The 19,797-nt window shown below is 69.9% G+C and carries 14 protein-coding genes and 1 riboswitch; of the genes, 5 read left to right on the forward strand and 9 right to left on the reverse strand.

Annotated elements, in window-relative coordinates:
• Positions 1-3: 3 nt before the first annotated feature.
• From AB0F98_RS00625 to AB0F98_RS00635, 3 genes are all read right to left on the reverse strand, one after another.
• Entirely contained in the window at positions 4-1,833 is a 1,830-nt protein-coding gene (locus tag AB0F98_RS00625) for a hypothetical protein (RefSeq protein ID WP_357726453.1), read from the reverse strand.
• Between the two features lie 295 nt (positions 1,834-2,128).
• Positions 2,129-3,385 (reverse strand): nucleotide sugar dehydrogenase, encoded by a 1,257-nt coding sequence (locus AB0F98_RS00630; protein WP_357726456.1) that lies wholly within the window; start codon positions 3,383-3,385, stop codon positions 2,129-2,131.
• A 154-nt stretch (positions 3,386-3,539) separates the two neighbouring features.
• A complete protein-coding gene (locus AB0F98_RS00635; protein ID WP_357726459.1) occupies positions 3,540-5,099 on the reverse strand; it encodes a glycosyltransferase family 4 protein in 1,560 nt (519 codons plus the stop codon).
• Between the two features lie 294 nt (positions 5,100-5,393).
• On the opposite strand from AB0F98_RS00635, the gene AB0F98_RS00640 reads away from it, so the two are divergent.
• Positions 5,394-6,566, forward strand: coding sequence for an acyltransferase (locus AB0F98_RS00640; protein ID WP_357726462.1), 1,173 nt, complete (start codon positions 5,394-5,396; stop codon positions 6,564-6,566).
• A gap of 128 nt (positions 6,567-6,694) precedes the next feature.
• On the opposite strand, the gene AB0F98_RS00645 is transcribed toward AB0F98_RS00640, so the two are convergent.
• The 4 genes from AB0F98_RS00645 to AB0F98_RS00660 form a co-directional block, all read right to left on the reverse strand.
• Entirely contained in the window at positions 6,695-9,268 is a 2,574-nt protein-coding gene (locus AB0F98_RS00645) for a glycosyltransferase (protein ID WP_357726465.1), read from the reverse strand.
• Between the two features lie 80 nt (positions 9,269-9,348).
• Positions 9,349-10,383, reverse strand: a complete 1,035-nt coding sequence (locus AB0F98_RS00650) for a Gfo/Idh/MocA family oxidoreductase (RefSeq protein ID WP_357726468.1) — start codon at positions 10,381-10,383, stop codon at positions 9,349-9,351.
• Between the two features lie 67 nt (positions 10,384-10,450).
• Positions 10,451-11,560 carry a DegT/DnrJ/EryC1/StrS family aminotransferase gene (locus tag AB0F98_RS00655; RefSeq protein WP_357726471.1) on the reverse strand — a complete coding sequence of 370 codons (1,110 nt, stop codon included), beginning with the start codon at positions 11,558-11,560 and terminating at the stop codon, positions 10,451-10,453.
• A 139-nt stretch (positions 11,561-11,699) separates the two neighbouring features.
• Positions 11,700-12,335, reverse strand: a complete 636-nt coding sequence (locus AB0F98_RS00660) for a TetR/AcrR family transcriptional regulator (RefSeq protein ID WP_357726474.1) — start codon at positions 12,333-12,335, stop codon at positions 11,700-11,702.
• Positions 12,336-12,498: 163 nt separating this feature from the next.
• On the opposite strand from AB0F98_RS00660, the gene AB0F98_RS00665 reads away from it, so the two are divergent.
• The 4 genes from AB0F98_RS00665 (at position 12,499) to AB0F98_RS00680 (ending at position 17,625) form a co-directional block, all read left to right on the forward strand.
• Positions 12,499-13,404 (forward strand): ABC transporter permease, encoded by a 906-nt coding sequence (locus AB0F98_RS00665; protein WP_357726477.1) that lies wholly within the window; start codon positions 12,499-12,501, stop codon positions 13,402-13,404.
• Between the two features lie 4 nt (positions 13,405-13,408).
• The gene (locus AB0F98_RS00670) at positions 13,409-14,194 is read left to right on the forward strand and encodes an ABC transporter ATP-binding protein (protein WP_357728959.1); all 786 of its coding nucleotides are present in this window, start codon (positions 13,409-13,411) and stop codon (positions 14,192-14,194) included.
• Between the two features lie 190 nt (positions 14,195-14,384).
• Complete coding sequence (locus AB0F98_RS00675) at positions 14,385-15,881, forward strand: bifunctional cytidylyltransferase/SDR family oxidoreductase (protein WP_357726480.1); 1,497 nt, start codon at positions 14,385-14,387, stop codon at positions 15,879-15,881.
• A 43-nt stretch (positions 15,882-15,924) separates the two neighbouring features.
• Positions 15,925-17,625, forward strand: a complete 1,701-nt coding sequence (locus tag AB0F98_RS00680) for a CDP-glycerol glycerophosphotransferase family protein (protein ID WP_357726483.1) — start codon at positions 15,925-15,927, stop codon at positions 17,623-17,625.
• Positions 17,626-17,643: 18 nt separating this feature from the next.
• Here AB0F98_RS00680 and AB0F98_RS00685 read toward each other — a convergent pair whose 3' ends face one another.
• Positions 17,644-18,387, reverse strand: a complete 744-nt coding sequence (locus AB0F98_RS00685; protein ID WP_357726486.1) for an alpha/beta fold hydrolase — start codon at positions 18,385-18,387, stop codon at positions 17,644-17,646.
• A gap of 122 nt (positions 18,388-18,509) precedes the next feature.
• On the reverse strand, positions 18,510-19,328 hold the full coding sequence (locus tag AB0F98_RS00690; RefSeq protein WP_357726489.1) for a C39 family peptidase: 819 nt from the start codon (positions 19,326-19,328) through the stop codon (positions 18,510-18,512).
• Between the two features lie 240 nt (positions 19,329-19,568).
• A riboswitch (cyclic di-AMP (ydaO/yuaA leader) is annotated at positions 19,569-19,711 on the reverse strand.
• Positions 19,712-19,797 lie beyond the last annotated feature (86 nt).

Below are 19,797 nucleotides of genomic sequence, written 5' to 3' on the forward strand. Positions count from 1 at the left end.
GGATCAACGGGTCAGCGGCCGGACGTCCCACACCCAGACGTCGTCCGCCCGCCGGCCCGGCCCGAAGCAGGCGTCCAGCACCGCCCGCAGCGCGTCCTGCCGGCGGTGCCGGGGCAGCACCACCGCGTCCGCCTTCCAGTAGCGAACGTCGGAGACCGCCTGCTCCCGCTCCGCAGGGGTGACCGGGCTTCCCGCGGGACGCTTCCCTTCGGCGACCTCGCTCCACAGCACCGCGCTCGGGCGCGGATCGACGCCCCAGCGGCCGGTGTCGTCGGTCGGCGAGGTGGGGCCGAGGAAATAGCCCTGCGGCACGGCGAAGCCCACTTTCGAGGCGGCACCCCACTGCACCGACGTCATGTTGTCGACCGGAACCGGCACCAGGGTGCGACCGGGAGCGACGTACTCCCGCCATCCGCCGGCGGTCACGAAGTGCGGCACGTACGGACGCCCGGTGGCCGGCAGCGGCAGCGGCAGCAGCGGCACCAGGGCCGCCGCCAGCGCCAGCGCCAGCACGGGGCGGAGCGGAACCACACCGAGCCGACGTCGGATCCGACCGGTGAGCAACCTGTCCACCGCGATGGCCACCAGCACCCCGAGGACCACCGTCGTGATCAGCGCGAACCGGGCCACCACCATCGCGTCGACCACCGGCAGCCCGTGGAGCAGCCGGAATGGCCCGGGCAGGCCGGGACCACGTACGGCCCAGTTCACCGTGTTACCCAGCGAGAGCAGCGCCGACAGCACGGCGGTGAACGCCAGCACCCGGACCAGGTGCTCCCGGCGCAGCCACGCCACCACGGCAGCCACGACGAGCAGGAGGGGCCAACCGTAGAAACTCGACTCCTCGGTCACGTTCGCGGCCAGCCGGCGTGGGTCCGGCGATCCGCCACCCAACGACTGCGTCGCGTAGTTGACGTACGACGCGAGGCGGAGAGCGTAGTTGTCGGGATCGATCGGATGACCGCTGCGATGCCCCGGACCGAACCACTGCATCCACAGCGGGTATGCGGTCACCGCCAGGGTGAACAGGCCGGCGACGGCGAGCACCAGGCATGCGCGGGGCGCGGTGGCGAAGGTCGCTCGCGGCCGGAACAGCACCTGGGCGAGAAGCGCCATGACACAGCCCAACGCGAGAATGAAGAGGATCTCCACGCTCACGAAGAACTGGAGCGAGACGAGGACACCGAGGATGAGCCCGTCCCGCAACGGCCGGCCGGCCTGACCGACGAGCCGGACGACCCGCCAGAGGATCAGCGGCACGAGCCACTGGGCGGTGATGTGGGGGTGCCCGTTGCTGTGCGAGATCATCGCCGGGGCGAAGGCACAGCAGGCCGCACCGACCGCCGCCGCGAGGCGACTCGCGACCACATGCCGCGCGAGCACCCAGTACCAGGCGAAGGCGGTGCCGGCGAGGTTCGCCGTGATCAACAGGAGATACGACAGCGGCGCGCCGGCGAGCAGGGTGATCGGCGAGAGCAGCACGCCGGGCAACTGGATGCCGACATTCGTCATCAGGTTGACGCCGTCCGGCGCGTTCTGCAACGTCGTGAAGAACGGATTCTCCAGGTGAGCCACCGCGTGCGCCGCGTGGGCCAGCATCCATTCGTTGAAGTCCTGGTCGAACGGCTGCCGGCCGAGCACCCGGCCGGACACGTCGCGCCAGCCTCGGGCGGTCACCCAGAATGCGCCGGCCAGGAAGAAGAGCAGAGCCAGCAGATCCGCCCGTCGAGTGCCTGGTCGGCGTGCAGCGGCGGGCAGAGCGCCATCGTCCGATGTGGCCATCTCGTCGTTCGCGTCGGTGTCGCCGGTCGCGGACGCATGGGTGGCAGTCACGGGCGAGATCCTATCGAGACAAATTACTGCCGCGGGGCAGCACCCGGTCGGACCGTCAGGTGTTGTGCGACCTCACCACCGGTGCGGGGCGGCGCCTCCGGCAGGTGCCGCGAGCGGGGCACTGGGTGAGACCCTCCGTGTGGGTGTTCGGGTCGCGGCGCACCCGGCGCAAGCCGGGTCCACCCGGCAGCCTGTCGAGATCACCTCGACGAGTCAGCCGGCAGATCGGTGATCGCGCCGCGCCGGCCCGACCGACGGATTCGTCCCTCCGTCAGGGGCCGGCGCGGCCGGCGAGTCAGAGCCGATAGGCGTCGTCTCCCGTGGTCACACCTCGGGTGTCGAAGAATCGCTTCGCCTGGCTGGCAAGCTGGTCGACGTCGTACGACCGGTGACTCTGCACCAGGATGACCAGGTCCGCCTGAGCGACAGCCGACTGCAGGTCGTCGACCCGGGGGACGCTGCCACCGAAGGCGTCCCAGTGCTCGACATGGGGATCGTGGTAGCTGAGCTTTGCGCCGAGCCCGTGCAGGAGTCGCGCCAACGGTACGGCCGGAGACTCGCGCTGGTCGGCGATGTCCGGCTTGTAAGTCACACCGAGCAGGAGGATGGTCGAGCCGTTGGCGGCCAGCCCCGCGTCGTTGAGGATGTTCTGCGCCCGCCGGGCCACATAAGCCGGCATCGTGGCGTTGATTTCCTGCGCCAGCTCGACGAAACGGAATGGATAGCCCAGCTTTGCCCGGACGTTGTGGCTGAGATAGTTCGGGTCGATCGGGATGCAGTGCCCCCCGACGCCGGGGCCGGGATAGAACGCCTGGAAGCCGAAGGGCTTGCTGCTGGCCGCCCGGATCACGTCCCACAGGTCGATGCCCAGCTGGTGACAGAACCGGGCCATCTCGTTGACCAGGGCGATGTTCACGTGCCGGTAGGTGTTCTCCAGCAGCTTGGCCATCTCGGCCTCGCGCGTGCCCTTCGTCCGTACGACCGTGTCGACGAACCGGCCGTAGAACTTGACGGCCAGATCAGCGCAGGCTGGCGTGTGTCCGCCAACCACCTTCGGCGTATTGCGCGGCCCGAACTGGGAGTTGCCCGGGTCGATGCGCTCCGGGGAGAAGGCGAGATGGAAGTCGACTCCGGCCCGCAGCCCTGAGGATTCCAACAGCGGCCGGACGACCTCGTCGGTGGTGCCCGGGTAGGTGGTCGACTCCAGGATGACCAACATGCCGGGGCGAAGGTTGCGCGCCACGGTCCGCGTCGCCGCCTCGACGGCGGTCAGGTCGGGGCCGCCATCCTCTGACAGAGGCGTGGGTACGCAGATCACCGCAGTCGCCGCCGAGGCGATCTGGGTCTCGTCGGTGGTTGCTGTGAAGCCACCGGCACGCATCTCGGCCACGTCGGCGTCGGTCAGGTCATCGACGTGTGACCGACCGGCGTTCAAGTCGGCCACGATGCCCTCGTTGACGTCGAACCCGCAGACGGAAGCGCCGGCGCGTACGGCTTCCCGGGCCAGCGGAAGCCCGACGTAGCCCAGGCCGAGAATCACGACATCTGTCATTGTTTATCCCTTGAGCGTGGGTGGTCGGGGCGAAGGGCAGGCGACCTTCGCCCTCGACGGCCCTGCGGATGTTACCCGGAACGTTCGCCTGCCTGTCGGCCAGCAGGGATCCACGCTTCCCCCGAGCCGGGTCAGGTTGAATACGCAAACCGGATTATTCGGACGGCGAGGAGGCGGGATGCCGATCCTGCGGAACCAGCCGCCGGTAGATGCTGTTCTGCACCTTGGCCTGCTCCTCCCACGTCCATGCCGCCAGGTCGATCGCGTCGTACGCCTTGCGATACCGCTCAGGGTCGTTCAGCACCGCGTCGACCGCCCTGACGTACTCGTTGACGTCGTCGACCCGGAAGACCTCACCCTGCCCGGTTTCGCGCACCGTGGCCGCCATCGTCTCGACGTCACTGACCACGATCGGCAGCCGCGCGTGGGAGTACTCGAAGAACTTGGTGATGAGTTGGATCTCGTGGTTGAGCCAATGGTGAATCGGGATAACGCCCACGGTCGCGGTGGACAGGTAGCTGACCACCTCGGCCGGCGTGACATACGGCAGCACGTGCACACGGTCCGCCACGCCGAGTTCCCGGGCGCGGGCGACCAGGCTGTTGAGGTAGGGCCCGGTGGGGGCGTTGACGACGAACGCCACATGCGCCTCGGGCAGGCGGGGCAAGGCCTCCACCATCACACCCATGCCACGGTGCGCGGCCGCCGCGCCACTGTAGACCACGAGCGGGACCTCCGGGCCGAGCCCACAACTGGTGCGCACATCCGGAGCACCGGCGTCCCGGACGCTCATCGCGTCGGCCGCGTGCGGCGTGTTCAGGACGATCGACGGCAGCTCCGGCAGCCCATGGTCGCGCTGCAACAATTCGGCCAGCCGCTCGGAGACCGTGATCACCACGTCGGCCCGCCGTGCGTACTCGTTCTCGTGCGCCCGGTTGGCGACCATCCACCGGACGTTGTCGGCCCGCGGCTTCACTCCGGGCAGGTACTCGTGGACATCCCAGATCAACTTGATCTCGCGACCCGCCGCCGCCGCTCGGATCTTGGCGCGCGCGCCGACACCCAGCATTCGATAGTCGTTGGCGTAGATGATGTCCGGCTTGAGCCGGTCGACGGTCTCCGCGTAGGCGAGTTCGAAATCCCACAACTGTGGTTCGAGCCTGCGCCACGCACGGTCGCCGTGCAGACGCAGTTGCAGCCAGGTGTAGAGACGGTCGGACGGCGTCGTCAACCTGCTGCGCTTCTCCTGCCCAGTGGTCAACTGCCGCTGCCTGAGGGAGACCCACTTCCGGGTCACCCGAGCGGCGAGCTCCTTCGCCCGCAGCCCCTGCCAGGCCAAGGGTGAACCGCCCTCCGAGGTCAACAACGCCCGGCGCACCCTCAGATCGGCTTGCCAGGCACGAACCTCCTGCTGCCGACGAGCGGCCACACCGGTCGGTGGATACGCCAACGGCCCACTGATCCATCGCCGACGCAGCTCGTGCCTGCGCTGCTTCAAGGGGCTGGGCATGCGCACCAGCTGCACCTTCGCGGAACCGATCTGCCATTTCTGGGGCCGCCCGTTCGGGGAGTAACCGAGCAGGGTCACGTCCCATCCGGCGTCAGCCGCCGAACGTGCTGTCTTCTGCACCCGCGAGTCACCGTTGACGCCGTTGTCGACGAGTATCACGATCCGGGCGGGCGCCTTCGGCGCGCCTTCCCCCGACGCAGTCATCGCTGCCTTCTCCTCTATGCCGATGCCCAGCCGCTGACGGCGAGGGCGATCTCTGACATCGGACGGGGGACTCCTGCGCGATGCCGCTCAGTCGCCATCCACCCCGCTGGGACCACGCCCGCAATCACCTGGTTGAACTGGTGTCTGATTCGCCATCAATCGTCAAGTCCACTCCCATTGATGAGCGCGCGAGTGACTCGGGCGTGGGTGAGTGTACGGCAGCCGGCTCGGGGCGCCACCCGACGCCGGACGCGGTGGAGAGCAGCCAGCGGCCCGACCCTCTAGCATGTCCCGGTGACTGCCTCACAGCCTGTCAACCTGGCCCCCGTGCCGGCGACCATCCCGGGCTCGGCGACCAGCCCCGGGGCGACCACCACCAGCCGATCCGACCAAGGGCCCACCGTACCCGCCGCCCGGCCACCCCGCGAGTACGGCTTGGATGTGCTGCGGGTCGTCGCGATCTGCGGCGTCGTCGCCATCCACGTCTTCGGCGCCATAGTCGGGCAGGACGATCTGCGCGGGAACCTCGGCTGGTCCATCGCCACCGTGATCGACATCGGCGCGATCTGGACCGTACCGGCGTTCATCATGATCAGCGGAGCGTTCGTGCTGGACCCGCGGGCGCACCGGGCCGGACCGCTCGCCTTCTACCGCAGGCGGTTCGCCCGGATCCTGCCAGCGATGATCGTCTGGCACGTGCTCTACGTGGTCGTGGTGCGAATGGCGATGCGCGGCGAGGAGGTGACCGCGAGTGGCCTGGCCCGGCAGCTGATCGACGGCAAGGTGTACACCGCGCTGTACTTCCTCTGGCTGATCGCCGGTCTCTACGTGATCGCCCCGGTGCTGGCACCGTTCCTGCATGCCGGGGGCCGACACCGTGCTTTGATCACGGCCGGTGTGGCGCTGGGCTGGACGATGGTGGCGTACATGATCCCGGGCTGGGCGCTGCTGCTCGGTGACTCCCGGCCGAACACCCTCACCAGCTGGAACCGCTGGTGGCCGTACGTCGGCTTCTTCATCGCCGGCTGGGCACTTCGCAAGGTGGTGCTCAACCGGCTCTGGACCACGGTGGCGCTGCTCGGCGCCGGGCTGCTGCTGGCCGAGGTGATCTGGCAGTACGCGGTGGCGCCCCGGCACCGGCTGCTCCAGTCCACCTTCCCGGTGATGGCCACCGGCACCCTGGTCGCCGCAGCCACCCTGCTGATCTTCCTGGCCGCGGTGAGCATCGGAGCCCGCATCACATGGCGACCGGTGGTCGCGCGGACCGTCGTCCGCCTCTCCGACGCCTCCTTCGGGGTCTTCCTGATCCACCTGCTGGTCTTCGAGATCTTCCGCCAGCTGATCCCGGACGTCGCGGCCGGCCGATCGCTGGAGGTGATCGGTCTGGTGTACCCGGCCGTTCTCGCCATCTCGTTCGGTGTGTCGATGGTGGCTGCGCGCATCCCGTACGTCCGCGCCGTCTTCTGAGTCCGGACGCACAACGGCCCGCCGACCTTCCGGTCGGCGGGCCGTTGTCCTGGGCCTGTTTCATGACACCGCGCCCGGCTGCGCCGAGGCTTGCTCGGGCGAGCCTGATCGAACAGGCCTCGGCAGCGTCAGCTGTTGAGGAACGAGGCGAGCTGGCGAGCCGTCCAGGTGCCGTCGTGGTACGTCTGGGCGTACTGCACGGAGGCAAGACCGATCTTGGCGGTGGCGTCCCGGTCGTCGAGCAGGGACTCCATCACCTCGGTCAGGTTGGTCGGCGAGGCGTTCACGATCGGCAGATCGGGACCGACCGTGTTGACGACCTGGTCGCTCAGGTACGCCACCACCGGCTTGCCGGCCGCCATGGCCTCGACGGAGAAGGTGCCGAAGCTGCCCGTGGTGAACTGGTCGAGCACGATGTCGCACTCCTTGACCAGCCCAGGCATATCGGACCAAGCGACGCCCTCGGCCAGGCGCAGTTCGATGGCACCCTTGTCGTGCAACGCCTGCATGGCCGGCAGGATCCGGTCCGTGCCCTTGGTCCAGCGCTTCGACGGCGCGTGCAGCACCAGCGGCCGGGCCCGCTCCATCACCGGGCGGTCGGACGCCCAGTACTCGACGTCCACCACGAGCGGCGCCCAGGTCGCCCAGGGCAGATCCTCCAGCAGGTCCGGCGTGGTGACGAAGGTCGGCAGGCCGGTTTCCTCGGCCACCCGACGGTTTCGCTCCGCCTTCAGCTGCAACTTCTTCGCGATACCTTCCGGGGCGTCAGCGAAGAGGGAGAACTCGTGCCGTGCCCGGTGCCGCCCGGGGTGGCGGATCTCGCTGCCATGCGCCAGATGAGCCACCTTGATCCCGGCCTTGTGCAGGGCCGCCAGGTCGCCCTGGATGGTGTCACCGTTGAGGTTGCCGAAGAGCGGGATGAAGGCGTCCACCAGCAGGTGGGTGTACCCGGCGCTGAGCACCCGCCGAAGCTGCTCCAGCTGGAAATCCAGGTCGCGGTAACGCTGTGCGTCGAGGTAGATGGTGGCCGGATATTCACGCGAGTTCGGCTGCATGTTCATCACCACCTCTGCCGACACGTCCGGGTTGTCGCGGCAGATCGCCTGGGCGAACGCCGCCGCCTGCCCGGCATAGTTCGCCGGGCCGAGGCCGAGCCGGACCCGGGTCGCACCGAGCGGGCGCCACGCCTCCAGCTCGCGCCGCTCGCTGCTCTTGCCGGGCAGCAAGGACAGCGGGCCTTCCTTGACGGTCCACGGGACGTCCGTTCGCGGGGCGGCCGGCGCGAGACCTGAGATGTCCCGGTAGAGCTGGAGCAGCTTGCGGCTCTGTCGCTCCCAGGAGAGGTCGTCGAGGATGTGCTCGCTGATGTGCGCGGACAGCTCCTGCCGCCGAGCGGTGGCCCGCTTGACCGCAGCGACGAAGGCATCCGGGTCACCGGAGGTGAACACCTCGCCGATCTCGTGCTGCTTGACGTACTCGCTGACCACCTGCACGTCGCTGGTCACCAGCGGCAGCCCCGCATGCAGGTACTCGGAGACCTTGGTCGGCAGCGACAGCTCACAGTTCGGCGTCCGCTGGAACGGGATCAGGCCCAGGTCGGCCGAGCTGAGATAGTCCGCCACCTCGTACGGTGGCACGTAGGGCAGCAGGTGCACCCGGTCTCGGACGCCGAGTTCCTCCGCCTTGGCGAGCAGTTCCTCCAGCAGCGGGATCATCCGCCCGGTGACCAGCGCCAAGTGATGCTCGGGCAGCTGCGGCAGGCCCGCGATGACTGTGTCCAGGCCGCGCTCCGGGCCGATCCAGCCGCCGTACACCATCAGCGGCACGTCCTCCGCCAAGCCGGCCCGGGCCCGGACCGAGGCGGCGACGTTCCCGCTGCGGATGCCCTCCCGCACCGGTGAGTTGCCGACCACGAGTGGGGTCTTCGCCAGCCCGTACGCGGTGCGCAGCCGCTCGGCGATCTGCTCGGAGACGGTCACCACCGCGTCGGCGCGGGTGATGAACTCCCGTTCGGCCGCCTTGACGCCGCTGGCCTGCTCCGGCTTGGGCCACGCCAGACCCTGGACGTACTCGTGGGCGTCGTAGAGCCAGACACAATTCTTGCCCCGGGCGCGCAGCCGGGCCGCGCTCATCGCGGCGGTGGGGATGGTGTTGATGTCGTTGGCGTGGATGACGTCCGGCTCCAGCTCCTCGAGCACCGGACCGAAGGCCAGATCGATGTCGAGCAGCACCGGCCAGTCGTCACGCCAGTCGCCGGTCAGCCGCCCCGGCTTGCTGCCGTGGAACTGCTCCCAGCCCCAAGCGCGGACGCGCAGTTCGTACAGCGCCTGGTTGGCCTTGATCCAGGCCTCCGGCGGCGGATTGGGCTTACCGGTCTGCTTGCGCAGCCACGCCTGGTGGCGGGCCCGGTACTGGGCCAGGGCCGGCTTGTCCGGGATGCGGAACTGGGTCAGCGCCCGGCGGATCTTGTGCCGGCTGCCCTTCTGCGCGGACAGCAGTGGCTTGACGGGGACCCGGATCACCTCGATCGGGCCCATGGCCGAGCGGTCGAGGCGCTTGCTCTTCTGGAGGCTGCGGCCCACCAGGACGACGTCCCAGCCGTCCCGGGCCGCGGCGATGGCGGTCTTCTGGACCCGGGAGTCCCCGGTGATGCCGTTCGCCACCAGGACGACGAGTCTCGGCGGACGGGAGGGCGATGACATTCGCTGTCCTTCGATGAAATGAGCGGCTGGCGGGAACGGCCCGGCCGAGGCCCGCTCGAAGCGGGCCCCGGGGGCCCGAGTCAGCGAGCGGAAGCGACCTCGGCGGGAGACGCGTGCCGCGCGCCGACGCTGATGGTGCTGCCGTCGGAGGCGGAGCGGAGCAGCGCACCGGCAACCTCGACGGTGCGTAGACCCTGGCGGAGGGTGACGATGTCACTCTCCTTGCCGTCCATCGCGTCACGGAACCGCTCGTGCTCGACCAGCAGCGGCTCCCGCTTCGGGATGGCGTAGCGGACCATGTCGCCCTCGGCCACGCCCCGGAAGGCGCGCAGCGCCTCCCATTCGGTGTCGATGGCGCCGTTGGCGTAGAAGGTGAGGTCGGCGGTGAGGGTGTCCGCGACGAAGCAACCCTTGTCACCGGTGATCACGGTGGACCGCTCCTTGAGCGGGCTCAGCCAGTTCACCAGGTGGTTGACCATCGTGTCGTCGGCGAGCTGACCGACGACGGCGACCATGTCCTCGTGCAGCCGGCCGCTGCGGGAGACCGTGCGGGCCGACACCGAGGAGTATTCCTGACCGGTCACCCAGCTGGTCAGGTCGATGTCGTGGGTGGCCAGGTCCATCACCACGCCGACGTCGGCGATCCGGTGCGGGAAGGGACCCTGGCGTCGGGTCACGACCTGGTAGACCTCACCGAGCTCGCCGGCCTCCAGCCGGGTGCGCAGGCTCTGCAGCGCCGGGTTGTAGCGCTCGATGTGCCCCACACCGGCGACGACGCCGGCGGCCTCGAACGCCTCGACCAGCCGGGTGGCCGCCTCGACGGACTGGGCCAGCGGCTTCTCGATCAACGCGCCGACACCGTTGGCGGCCAGCTCCAGGCCGATCTTCTCGTGCAGCGCGGTCGGGCAGGCGACCACCGCGTAGTCGATGCCCATCGCGAGCAGGTCACCGAGCTCGGGAACCACGGGCGCGCGCAGCGTACCGGTCGTGTCGCCGGCCGGGTCGACGACGCCGACCAGCTCCACACCGTCCAGGTTGGACAGGACTCGGGCGTGGTTACGTCCCATGGCACCCAGGCCGATAAGGCCGGCGCGCAGCTTGCGACCTCCGCTCATGCCGACACTCCACTCCGCTCCGTGGCGCCGTGCGGCACCTTTGCACTGTGCTTGATGATTCGCTGGCTCACCGGGCACCTCCGGCGAGGTTCGCGCCCTCGGCGATGCGCTCGAGGTCGGCCTGGGTCAGCGACGGGTGCACCGGCAGCGAGATCACCTCGGCGGCGGCGCGCTCGGTCTCCGGCAGCTCCCACGGGCCCGGCTTGCCGTCCTCGGTGAGGAACGGCTTGAGCCGGTGGATCGGCGTCGGGTAGTAGACCGCGTTGCCGATGCCCAGCTCGGTGAGACGCTGCTGCGCGGCGTCCCGGTCACCCCGGGTACGCACCGTGTACTGGTGGTAGACGTGCCGGGCGCCATCGGCCACCGGCGGGGTGAGCATGCCGGTGATGGCGGAGTCGAGGAACTTGGCGTTCGCCTGGCGCTGCTCGGTCCACTCGGCGAGCTGGGTGAGCTGCACCCGGCCGATCGCGGCCGCGACGTCGGTCATGCGCATGTTGGCGCCCACGATCTCGTTGGCGTACCGCTGCTCCATGCCCTGGTTGCGCAGCAGCCGCAGGGTACGGGCGAGCCCCGCGTCCCCGGTCGTGATCATGCCGCCTTCGAGCGAGTGCATGTTCTTGGTCGGGTAGAAGCTGAAGCAGCCCGCGGTGCCGAAGGCGCCGACCGGGGTGCCGTGCAGCGTGGCGCCGTGCGCCTGCGCCGCGTCCTCGACGACGGCGAGGCCGTGCCGCTCGGCGATGGCCATGATGCGGTCCATCGCGGCCGGGTGGCCGTAGAGGTGCACCGGCATGATGGCGACGGTGCGCGGGGTGACCGCGGCCGCGACCGCCTCCGGGTCGACGCAGAAACTGCCCGGCTCGATGTCGACGAAGACCGGCTCGGCCCCGACCAGGCGGACGGCGTTGGCGCTGGCCGCGAAGGAGAACGAGGGCACGATGACCTCGTCACCGGGGCCGAACCCGAGCGCCATCAGGCTCAGCTGGAGTGCCGAGGTGCCGGAGTTGACGGCGACGCAGTGCCGCCCGGCGACCAGCTGGCCGAACTCCTCCTCGAACGCCGCGACCTCGGGCCCCTGAACCACCTTGCCGCTACGCAGCACCCGCACAGCCGCTTCGATCTCGGCTTCGCCAATGATCGGCCGCGCTGGTGGAATGAAATCTGGGTGCTGCCCAGCCATGGGGGGTCCTCCTGGGTCTAGATGGTGCCGGCGGGGGTTCGGGTGGCGATACTAGCCGGTCTCCATTTGCGGGGAACTGACACGACCACAAGGTTCACGTGCCGGTCCGATCCGGTTCAGATCGGTGCGGGGATGAATGTCAGATTGCCCCTGACACCTGATCCGCCAAACCAGAACAGGTTACTCGCAGGGCCGCCACTATCGCCGTAGCCATGTCATCGAGCTGATCGGCTTCCAGAGGCGTCCGGGAGATCGCCAGCCGCCAGTAGACCGGCCCGACGATGAGATCGATGACGCTGGACGGGTCGGCGCCGGCGGGCAGCTCCCCGCGGGCCACCGCCTGGCCGACCACGAGCTCGCCGATACGGTTCTGGTAGTCGCGCAGCGCCCCCTGAAGGGTCTCCGCGATCTGCGGGTTGCGCGCGGCCTCGGCCAACAGATCGGGGATGATCTGCGACGCCAGCGGGTGCCCGAGCGCGCCGGACGCGACCATCAGCAGCAGTTGTACGTCGCCGTGCAGGCTGCCCGTGTCCAGCAGCGGGAGTTTTCGTCCTGCGGCAGCGGTCACCATGTCGAGCACCAGCTCGAGCTTCGAACGCCACCGGCGGTAGATCGCCGTCTTGCTGACACCGGCCCGTCGGGCGATCGCCTCGATGGAGAGCCGGCCGTAGCCGACCTGCGCGAGTTCCCTCATGACGGCGCGACGGATGGCCGTGGTGATGTCGTCGCGAAGAACGGCCGCACCGGCTGGAGCACGCCTCTTCTCGGTCTTCACGTGGGATAATGTAGCGCAACGACGGTACGGTTGCGTCCCGACGTCTTTTCCACTACCTTCCACGCAGCAGCGCGGCAGCCCTCCCCGTACCGGCCACGCCAGATTTCATCGCCGCGACACTCTCACTGCTCCCCATCGGCACTAAAGATCGGAGCGCCTGACAATGGCCAACACCGCGCTGGCCGACCCCGAATCCGGGCTGACCCGCGCTCAGCTCGCGCAGCGGTACGGACTACGGGTCGCCGGGGAACGCCCGTCCCTCGGTGAATACACGCGCAAGCTGTGGGCGTACCGGCACTTCATGGCCACATATTCGCGGGCCAAGGTCGCGTCGTCGTTCAGCAAGACACAGCTCGGCCAGCTGTGGCAGGTGCTGACCCCGCTCACCAATGCGGCGGTCTACTACCTGATCTTCGGCGTGATCATTTCTCAAGATCGGGACGTGCCGAACTTCATCGCGTACCTCTGCACGGGCGTGTTCGTCTTCATGTTCACGCAGAGCGCCGCACTGCAGGGCACCAGCGCCATCACCAGCAACCTGGGCCTGATCCGGGCGCTGCACTTCCCCCGCGCCGCGCTGCCGATCACCGTCACCCTGGTGCAGCTCCAGCAGCTGCTCATGTCGATGCTGGTGCTGGCCGTCATCGTGCTGGTCACCGGCGAGCCGATCACCCTCCGCTGGCTGCTGATCGTACCGATGCTGCTGCTCCAGTCGATCTTCAACATCGGCCTGACCATGATCGTGGCTCGGCTCGGCTCGAAGATCACCGACCTCAAGCAGGTCATGCCGTTCGTCATGCGGACCTGGCTGTACGCCTCCGGCGTGCTCTACAGCGTGAAGCTCTTCGAGGAACGGCTTCCCGGCTGGGCGTCGACCGCTCTGGAGGCCAACCCGGTCCTGGTCTACATCGAGCTGGCCCGGTACGCCCTGCTCGACTCGGCCTCCCCGGAGCACATCGCCTCGTCGCCGATGCGGCTGTGGCTCCTCGCCGTGGCCTGGGCCGCGATCGTCGGCTTCGGCGGTTTCGTTTATTTCTGGCGCGGAGAGGAGGAGTACGGCCGTGGTTGAGCAGATGCAGCCGGCGGTGGGCACCGTCGGGACGGACCCGGGACGCGTTCCCACCGTCGTCGTGGACGACGTGCACGTGATCTACCGGATCCACAAGGGTGCCGCTGGTGGCAACAGCCCGGTATCCGCCCTCAAGCGCATCATGTCGCGCACCAACGCCCCGAACATCCGGGAGGTCCACGCGGTCAAGGGCGTCAGCTTCACCGCGTATCAGGGCGAGGCCATCGGCCTGATCGGCAGCAACGGCTCCGGCAAGTCGACCCTGCTGCGGGCCATCGCCGGCCTGCTCCCGCCGGCCCGGGGCGCGGTCTACACCCTCGGGCAGCCGTCGCTGCTCGGCGTGAACGCGGCCCTGCTCAACGACCTCTCCGGCGAGCGCAACGTGGTGCTCGGCTGCCTGGCCATGGGCATGCCGCCGGAGGAGGTCAAGCGGCTGACCCCGGAGATCATCGAGTTCTCCGGCATCAACGAGCGGGGCGACTTCGCCTCACTGCCGATGCGCACCTACTCCTCCGGCATGGGCGCCCGGCTGCGCTTCGCCATCTCCTCGGCGAAGAAGCACGACGTACTGCTCATCGACGAGGCGCTCGCGACCGGCGACCGGAAGTTCCGGGCCCGCAGCGAGCAGCGGGTCCGGGAGCTGCGCGACAGCGCCGGCACCGTCTTCCTGGTGAGCCACTCGCTCGGCTCGATCCGGGACACCTGCGAGCGGACCATCTGGTTGGAGGGCGGCGTCCTGAAGATGGACGGCCCGACCAACGAGGTCTGCAACGCATACGAAGGTAAGTAGTGCGTGACTGAGCGCATCGACCGGGTCCGCTGGCCCGGCCGGTGCGCTCAGTCATAGGCGCTAAGGTTCTCTGGGCGCCACCCCGTGGTTCATGGCACGCCGGGTTCGAGGCCTCGACCTACCGGCCGTCGCCGAGCCATCCGGTCACCCGGACACAGAGCACGTCATCAGGCAGAAGCGAGGGACGGTAATGACGCAGGGCCACACCACCACGACGGACGCCACGCCGGCGACGCCGGCACCCTGGCGGCCCTCGCGGACGGTGGCTGTGATCCTCGCCGGGGGGACCGGGACAAGACTGGGACTCGGTATCCCCAAGCAACTGTTGAAGATCGCCGGCAAGCCGATCATCGAACACACCCTCGCCGTCTTCGAGGCCGCGCCGGAGATCGACGAGATCATCGTGCTGATGGCCGCCGGACACGTCTCCGACGCGAAGGAGATCGTCGAAAAGGCCGGACTGCGCAAGGTCAGCAAGGTGATCGAGGGGGGCGACACCCGCAACGAGACCACCCGGATCGCGCTGGAGGCCATCGGCGAGGCGGACTGCAACGTCCTCTTCCATGACGCGGTGCGCCCCCTGGTCAGCCACCGGATCGTCCGCGAGTGCGTGAACGCCCTCTGGACCTACTCGGCCGTGGACGTGGCCATCCCGTCGGCCGACACGATCATCCAGGTGGACGAGGACGAGTGCATCACCGACATCCCAGTGCGCTCCGCGCTGCGGCGCGGCCAGACTCCGCAGGCGTTCCGCTCCGGCACGATCCGTGAGGCCTACCGGCTGGCCGAGGGCGATCCGAACTTCGCCGCCACCGACGACTGCGGCGTGGTGCTGCGCTACCTGCCCGGCACGCCGATCAAGGTGATCGACGGCTCGGACGAGAACATCAAGGTCACCCACCCCGTCGACGTCCACCTGGCGGACAAGCTCTTCCAGCTCGCCGCCGCGCGGGCGCCCCGGCTCGCCGACCACCGCAGCTACCGGGAAGAGCTGACCGGGCGGACCGTCGTCATCTTCGGCGGCAGCTACGGCATCGGCCACGACCTCGCCGATCTCGCCACCCGCTACGGCGCGCAGGTCTTCCCGTTCAGCCGCACCAGCACCGGCACCCACGTCGAGCGACCCGAAGACGTCGAGGCGGCGCTGAAGACGGCGTTCGAGGCGACCGGCCGGATCGACCACGTGGTCGTCACCGCCGGCGTTCTGGAGAAGGGCAACCTCGCCGAGATGGACGAGGAGAGCATGGACCGCGTCCTCCAGGTCAACTTCGTCGGGCCGGTCACCGTCGCCCGCCTGGCCCTGCCCTACCTCGAGCAGACCAAGGGCCAACTGCTGCTCTACACCTCCAGCTCGTACACCCGGGGTCGGGCGCGCTACGCGCTCTACTCGGCCACCAAGGCCGCGCTGGTCAACCTCACCCAGGCGCTGGCCGACGAGTGGGCGGAGGTCGGGGTACGGGTCAACTGCATCAACCCGGAGCGGACCGCGACTCCGATGCGCACCCGAGCCTTCGGTGAGGAGCCGGAGCACACGCTGCTCTCCGCGGGGGCGGTGGCGCAGGCCTCGCTGGACGTGCTGATCTCCGAACTCACCGGGCAGGTCATCGACGTACGCCGGCCGCAGGGCGAGACGCCGCAGGCGGTGCCCGCCCAGGCGGTGCGGGCCGGGGCCGACGCCGGGGGCTGACGGCCCGCCTGCTCACCTTCGAAACGGCCGTGAACGGAGCGACATGCGTGGTGACCTGGTCCGTAAGCTGATCGCCCGGTGCCTGAGCATCGGGCTGGCCGTGCTGGCCTTCCTCGTCGCCGCGCTGACCGGCGACACCGGCTGGGGACTCGTGCTGGCGGTCGCCGCCCTCGGCGCGGCCGCGACGGAGCGGCGGATCCGCCCCGGCGCGGACACCGCCGCCGAGACGACGTTGATCGCCGCCGCCGTGCTGGTCGCGTACGCACGTCGGCTCGACGGAGGGTTCGACCCGGCGCTGGCGGCCACCGCGCTGGTCCTGCTCGGGCTGGTGCTGCTGGTCGAGCCGCTGCGGCAGGCCGGCGGCCTGGAGGTCCGCACCGAGAACCTGCCGGTACGCTCCTGGGTCCCACTGGTCGCCGCGCACCTCGGCGGCGCGCTGCTCGGCTTGATCGCCGTGGTGGCGCTGGCCGCCGCGGTGACCCTGCCGGCGCTGGTGGCGCTGGTCCTGGCCCTGTTGGTCGCGGCCGGTGCCGGCGCGGTCGGATCGGACCTGGCCCGGCGGCGGTTCCGGCCCCCCGCGTCGGGCGGCGCGGTACGCCGGGCCCTCCAGGCGCACAAGCCGGAGTTCGTCCTGTACTTCTCCGCCCCACCCGGCTCGGAGTACCAGGTCACCATGTGGCTGCCGTACCTGGAGCGGATCGGCCGACCGTTCCTGGTGGTGCTGCGCGAGCCGGAGTTCCTGGCCCCGATCGCCGCGGCCACCACCGCCCCGGTGGTCTACTGCCCCACCCTGCGGGCCCTGGACGAGGTGCTGGTGCCGAGCCTGAAGGCGGCGTTCTACGTCAACCACGGTGCCAAGAACAGCCACTTGATCCGGTTCACCCAGCTCACCCACGTCCAGTTGCACCACGGCGACAGCGACAAGGCGCCGAGCGCCAACCCGGTGTCCGCGATCTTCGACCGGATCTTCGTGGCGGGACAGGCCGCGATCGAGCGGTACGCACGAGTCGGCGTGGACATCCCGGCCGAGAAGTTCGTGGTGGTCGGCCGCCCGCAGGTCGAGTCGATCGAGGTACGCCCCGAAGGACTGCCTGCGGCCGCCCCGCGCACCGTTCTCTACACCCCGACCTGGACCGGTCACCACGCGGACGCCGACTACTGCTCACTGCCGGTGGCCGAGCCGCTGCTGCGCCGGCTGCTGGACCGGGGCGTGACGGTCATCCTGCGCGCCCACCCGTACACCATGCAGAACCCGGCGTCCGCCCGGCAGCTCGGCCGGCTGACCGAGTTGCTGGCCGCCGACCGGACCCAGACCGGACGGCAGCACCTCTGGGGCACGGCGGCCGGCCGGGATCTCAACCTGGTGGAGTGCGTGAACCGATCCGACGCGCTGATCTCCGACGTCTCCGGGGTGATCTCGGACTACCTCTACTCCGGCAAGCCGTTCGCGGTGACGGACATGGGCACCGACGGCGACTCGTTCACCGAGCGGTTCCCGCTGGCCGCCGCCGGTTACGTGCTGCGCCGGAACATGACCAACCTGGACGAGGTGCTGGACCAACTGCTCGACACCGACCCGCTGTCGGCGCGGCGTTGGGAGACCCGGCGGCGCTACCTCGGCGGCTTCCCGGCCGAGTCGTACGCGGAGGCGTTCCTGGAGGCCGCACGGCGGGAACTCGAGCCTGCCGGGAAGCCGCTGACCCCGCGGTCGCCGCAGGCCGACGCCGTCTCCACCACCGCCTGAGGCCGCTTCGGTTCCGGCTCAGCGATACGTCTCGACCAACGCCAGCACCGCCTCCGGGTCCTCGACGTGGGCGTTGTGGCCGAGCCCGGAAAGCGCGGCGACGGGCACCCCGTAGCGCCGGAGCTGCCCGTCGGTGACCAGCGGGTCGTGTTCGCCGCGCGCCAGCAGGACCGGCACGTCGGTGGCAGCCACCAGCGCCGCCAGGTCCGGTTCGCCGACCGCGAACGCACCCGGGTCCATGGCCAGTCGCCAGCGCCCGTCCACCTCACGCAGCCCGGCCGTCACCCTCGGATCGTCGGGAGCGACCAGACCGGCCAGCCCGGAGACCCGCAGGTAGCGCTGAGCGGCCTCGTCCCGGGTGGGGTACCAGGCGACCGGGCGGGCGGCCAGCTCGCGCGTCTTCGCCAGTTCGGCGTCGGACCAGACCGCCTTGATGCCGAGCCCGACGACAGCGGCGACGGGCAGCCCGGCGCCGCGCGCGGCGAGCGTCAGGCCGACCACGCCGCCGAGTGAGTGCCCCAGCACGATCAGGCGGTCACCGGGCGCGAGCGCCGCGACCACCTGCTCGGCCAATGCGGCGAAGGAGTACCTGGGCAGCGGCGGCGACGTGCCGTGACCGGCCAGATCCGGCGCCAGCCAGCGCCCTTCCCAGCGGCGCCGCAGCAGTGGCGCCCAGGGCAGCCACACCTCACTGGTCGCACCCATGCCGTGCAGCAGCAGGAGGGTGGGCCGGCCGGCCGTACGCGCGCCACCGTCGTTCATGGACGCAGTGTGCCACCGGCGGCGTCGGCACGGCGAGCGTGAACATCCGACAGCCGCCCTGAACGACAACGGGCGCCGGCCCCCTCGCGTCAGGGTGCCGGCGCCCGATGTGAGCGCGGTCGTCAGGCGGAGTAACCGCGGGTGGTCATCCAGTTGGCCAGGTCGATCGTGGTGATCCAGTACGACGGCACCGCCGGGTTCGCCGAGTCGGCGATCTTCACGGTACGGCCCTGGTCCCGGTAGCCGACGACGGCGATGTAGTGCCCGCCGCCGAAGGAGTGCCAGCCACCGTCGGTGTCGACGGCGTCGCCGACGATGTTCGCGACCACGCCGCGCCCGTCGGTGATGGCCCGGACGATGTCGGCCTGGAGCTGGTCCATCTGGGCGGGACGCGGCGCGCTCGGGAACATGGTGGTCTTGTACGGGTTGCCCTTGACCACCGCGTTCAACACCCGCGTGGTGTCCTCGGCGGAGTTGGTGCCCATCTCGGTGGTGCCGAGCTGCGCGGCCAGGTCGTCCTGGCTGCGTTCGATGCCGGTGGCGCTGAGCGCGTTCCGGGTGGCGGCCGGCCCGCAGTAGAAGTAGGTCGTCTGCGCCTGGTAGTCGTAGTCGAGGACCTTGCTCGCCGGCGGCTTGGGCGCTGCCGGCTTGCGGGTCAGGTCGGGGTTCGCGGCCTTCTTCGCCGCCGGCGCACTGGTCGTGGGCGAGCTGGTCGCCGGTGTGGTGAGCTGCTGGTCGTCGAGCGGGGCGATGCGGGCGTCGCTGCGCAGTTCGGCCGCCACCGCGGCGGAGCCGCGCTGTGCGGCGGGCGCGTCGTCGGCGCCGCTGAGCAGGGCGCCGGTGGTGGACGCCAGCACCACGGCTGCGGCGGACGCGGCGGCGATCTGGTAGGGGCGCTGGGTGGCCAGCCGACGGAGCTGACGCTTCAGGGTGTGCTTCACGGTTCCTCCACGGTTCGGGGGGTGAGCGACCGGCGGCCGGACCGGAGTCCGGGCAGGCGTCACCGCGCGGACCTGGTCCGCGGGCGGCTGGTGGATCGCTCAGGGAACGCCCGGTGGGTCGGGCGGAAAGACGCGGGTGCCGGAGTCAGCTCGTCGCTACGGGACGGGCGAGCACGGGCACCGTGGCGCCGTGGAGGGTCGGGGAGGACCGAGGGATGGGTTCGTGCACCACAGAGATGGAACTCCTTCCGGCACCGCCTACCGGGTTAGCTGACGGATTCGGGCGGGAAGATCGCCCTACCGCGGGCCGTGGCTCGCGGATTCACCCCGGACGTGCATGTGGGTCCCCGGCTCGTGGAATCACGATTAGGCGGGTCGGCGCGGCGTCGCCTCTTGCGATCGGTTACCGCACCGGACGCGCCGACACTACTGGTCGACAGAGGGCCTGCCAACCCTTCACCACCTGCTC

The sequence above is a fragment of the Micromonospora sp. NPDC023737 genome, from assembly GCF_040639715.1.
Lineage (GTDB): Bacteria > Actinomycetota > Actinomycetes > Mycobacteriales > Micromonosporaceae > Micromonospora.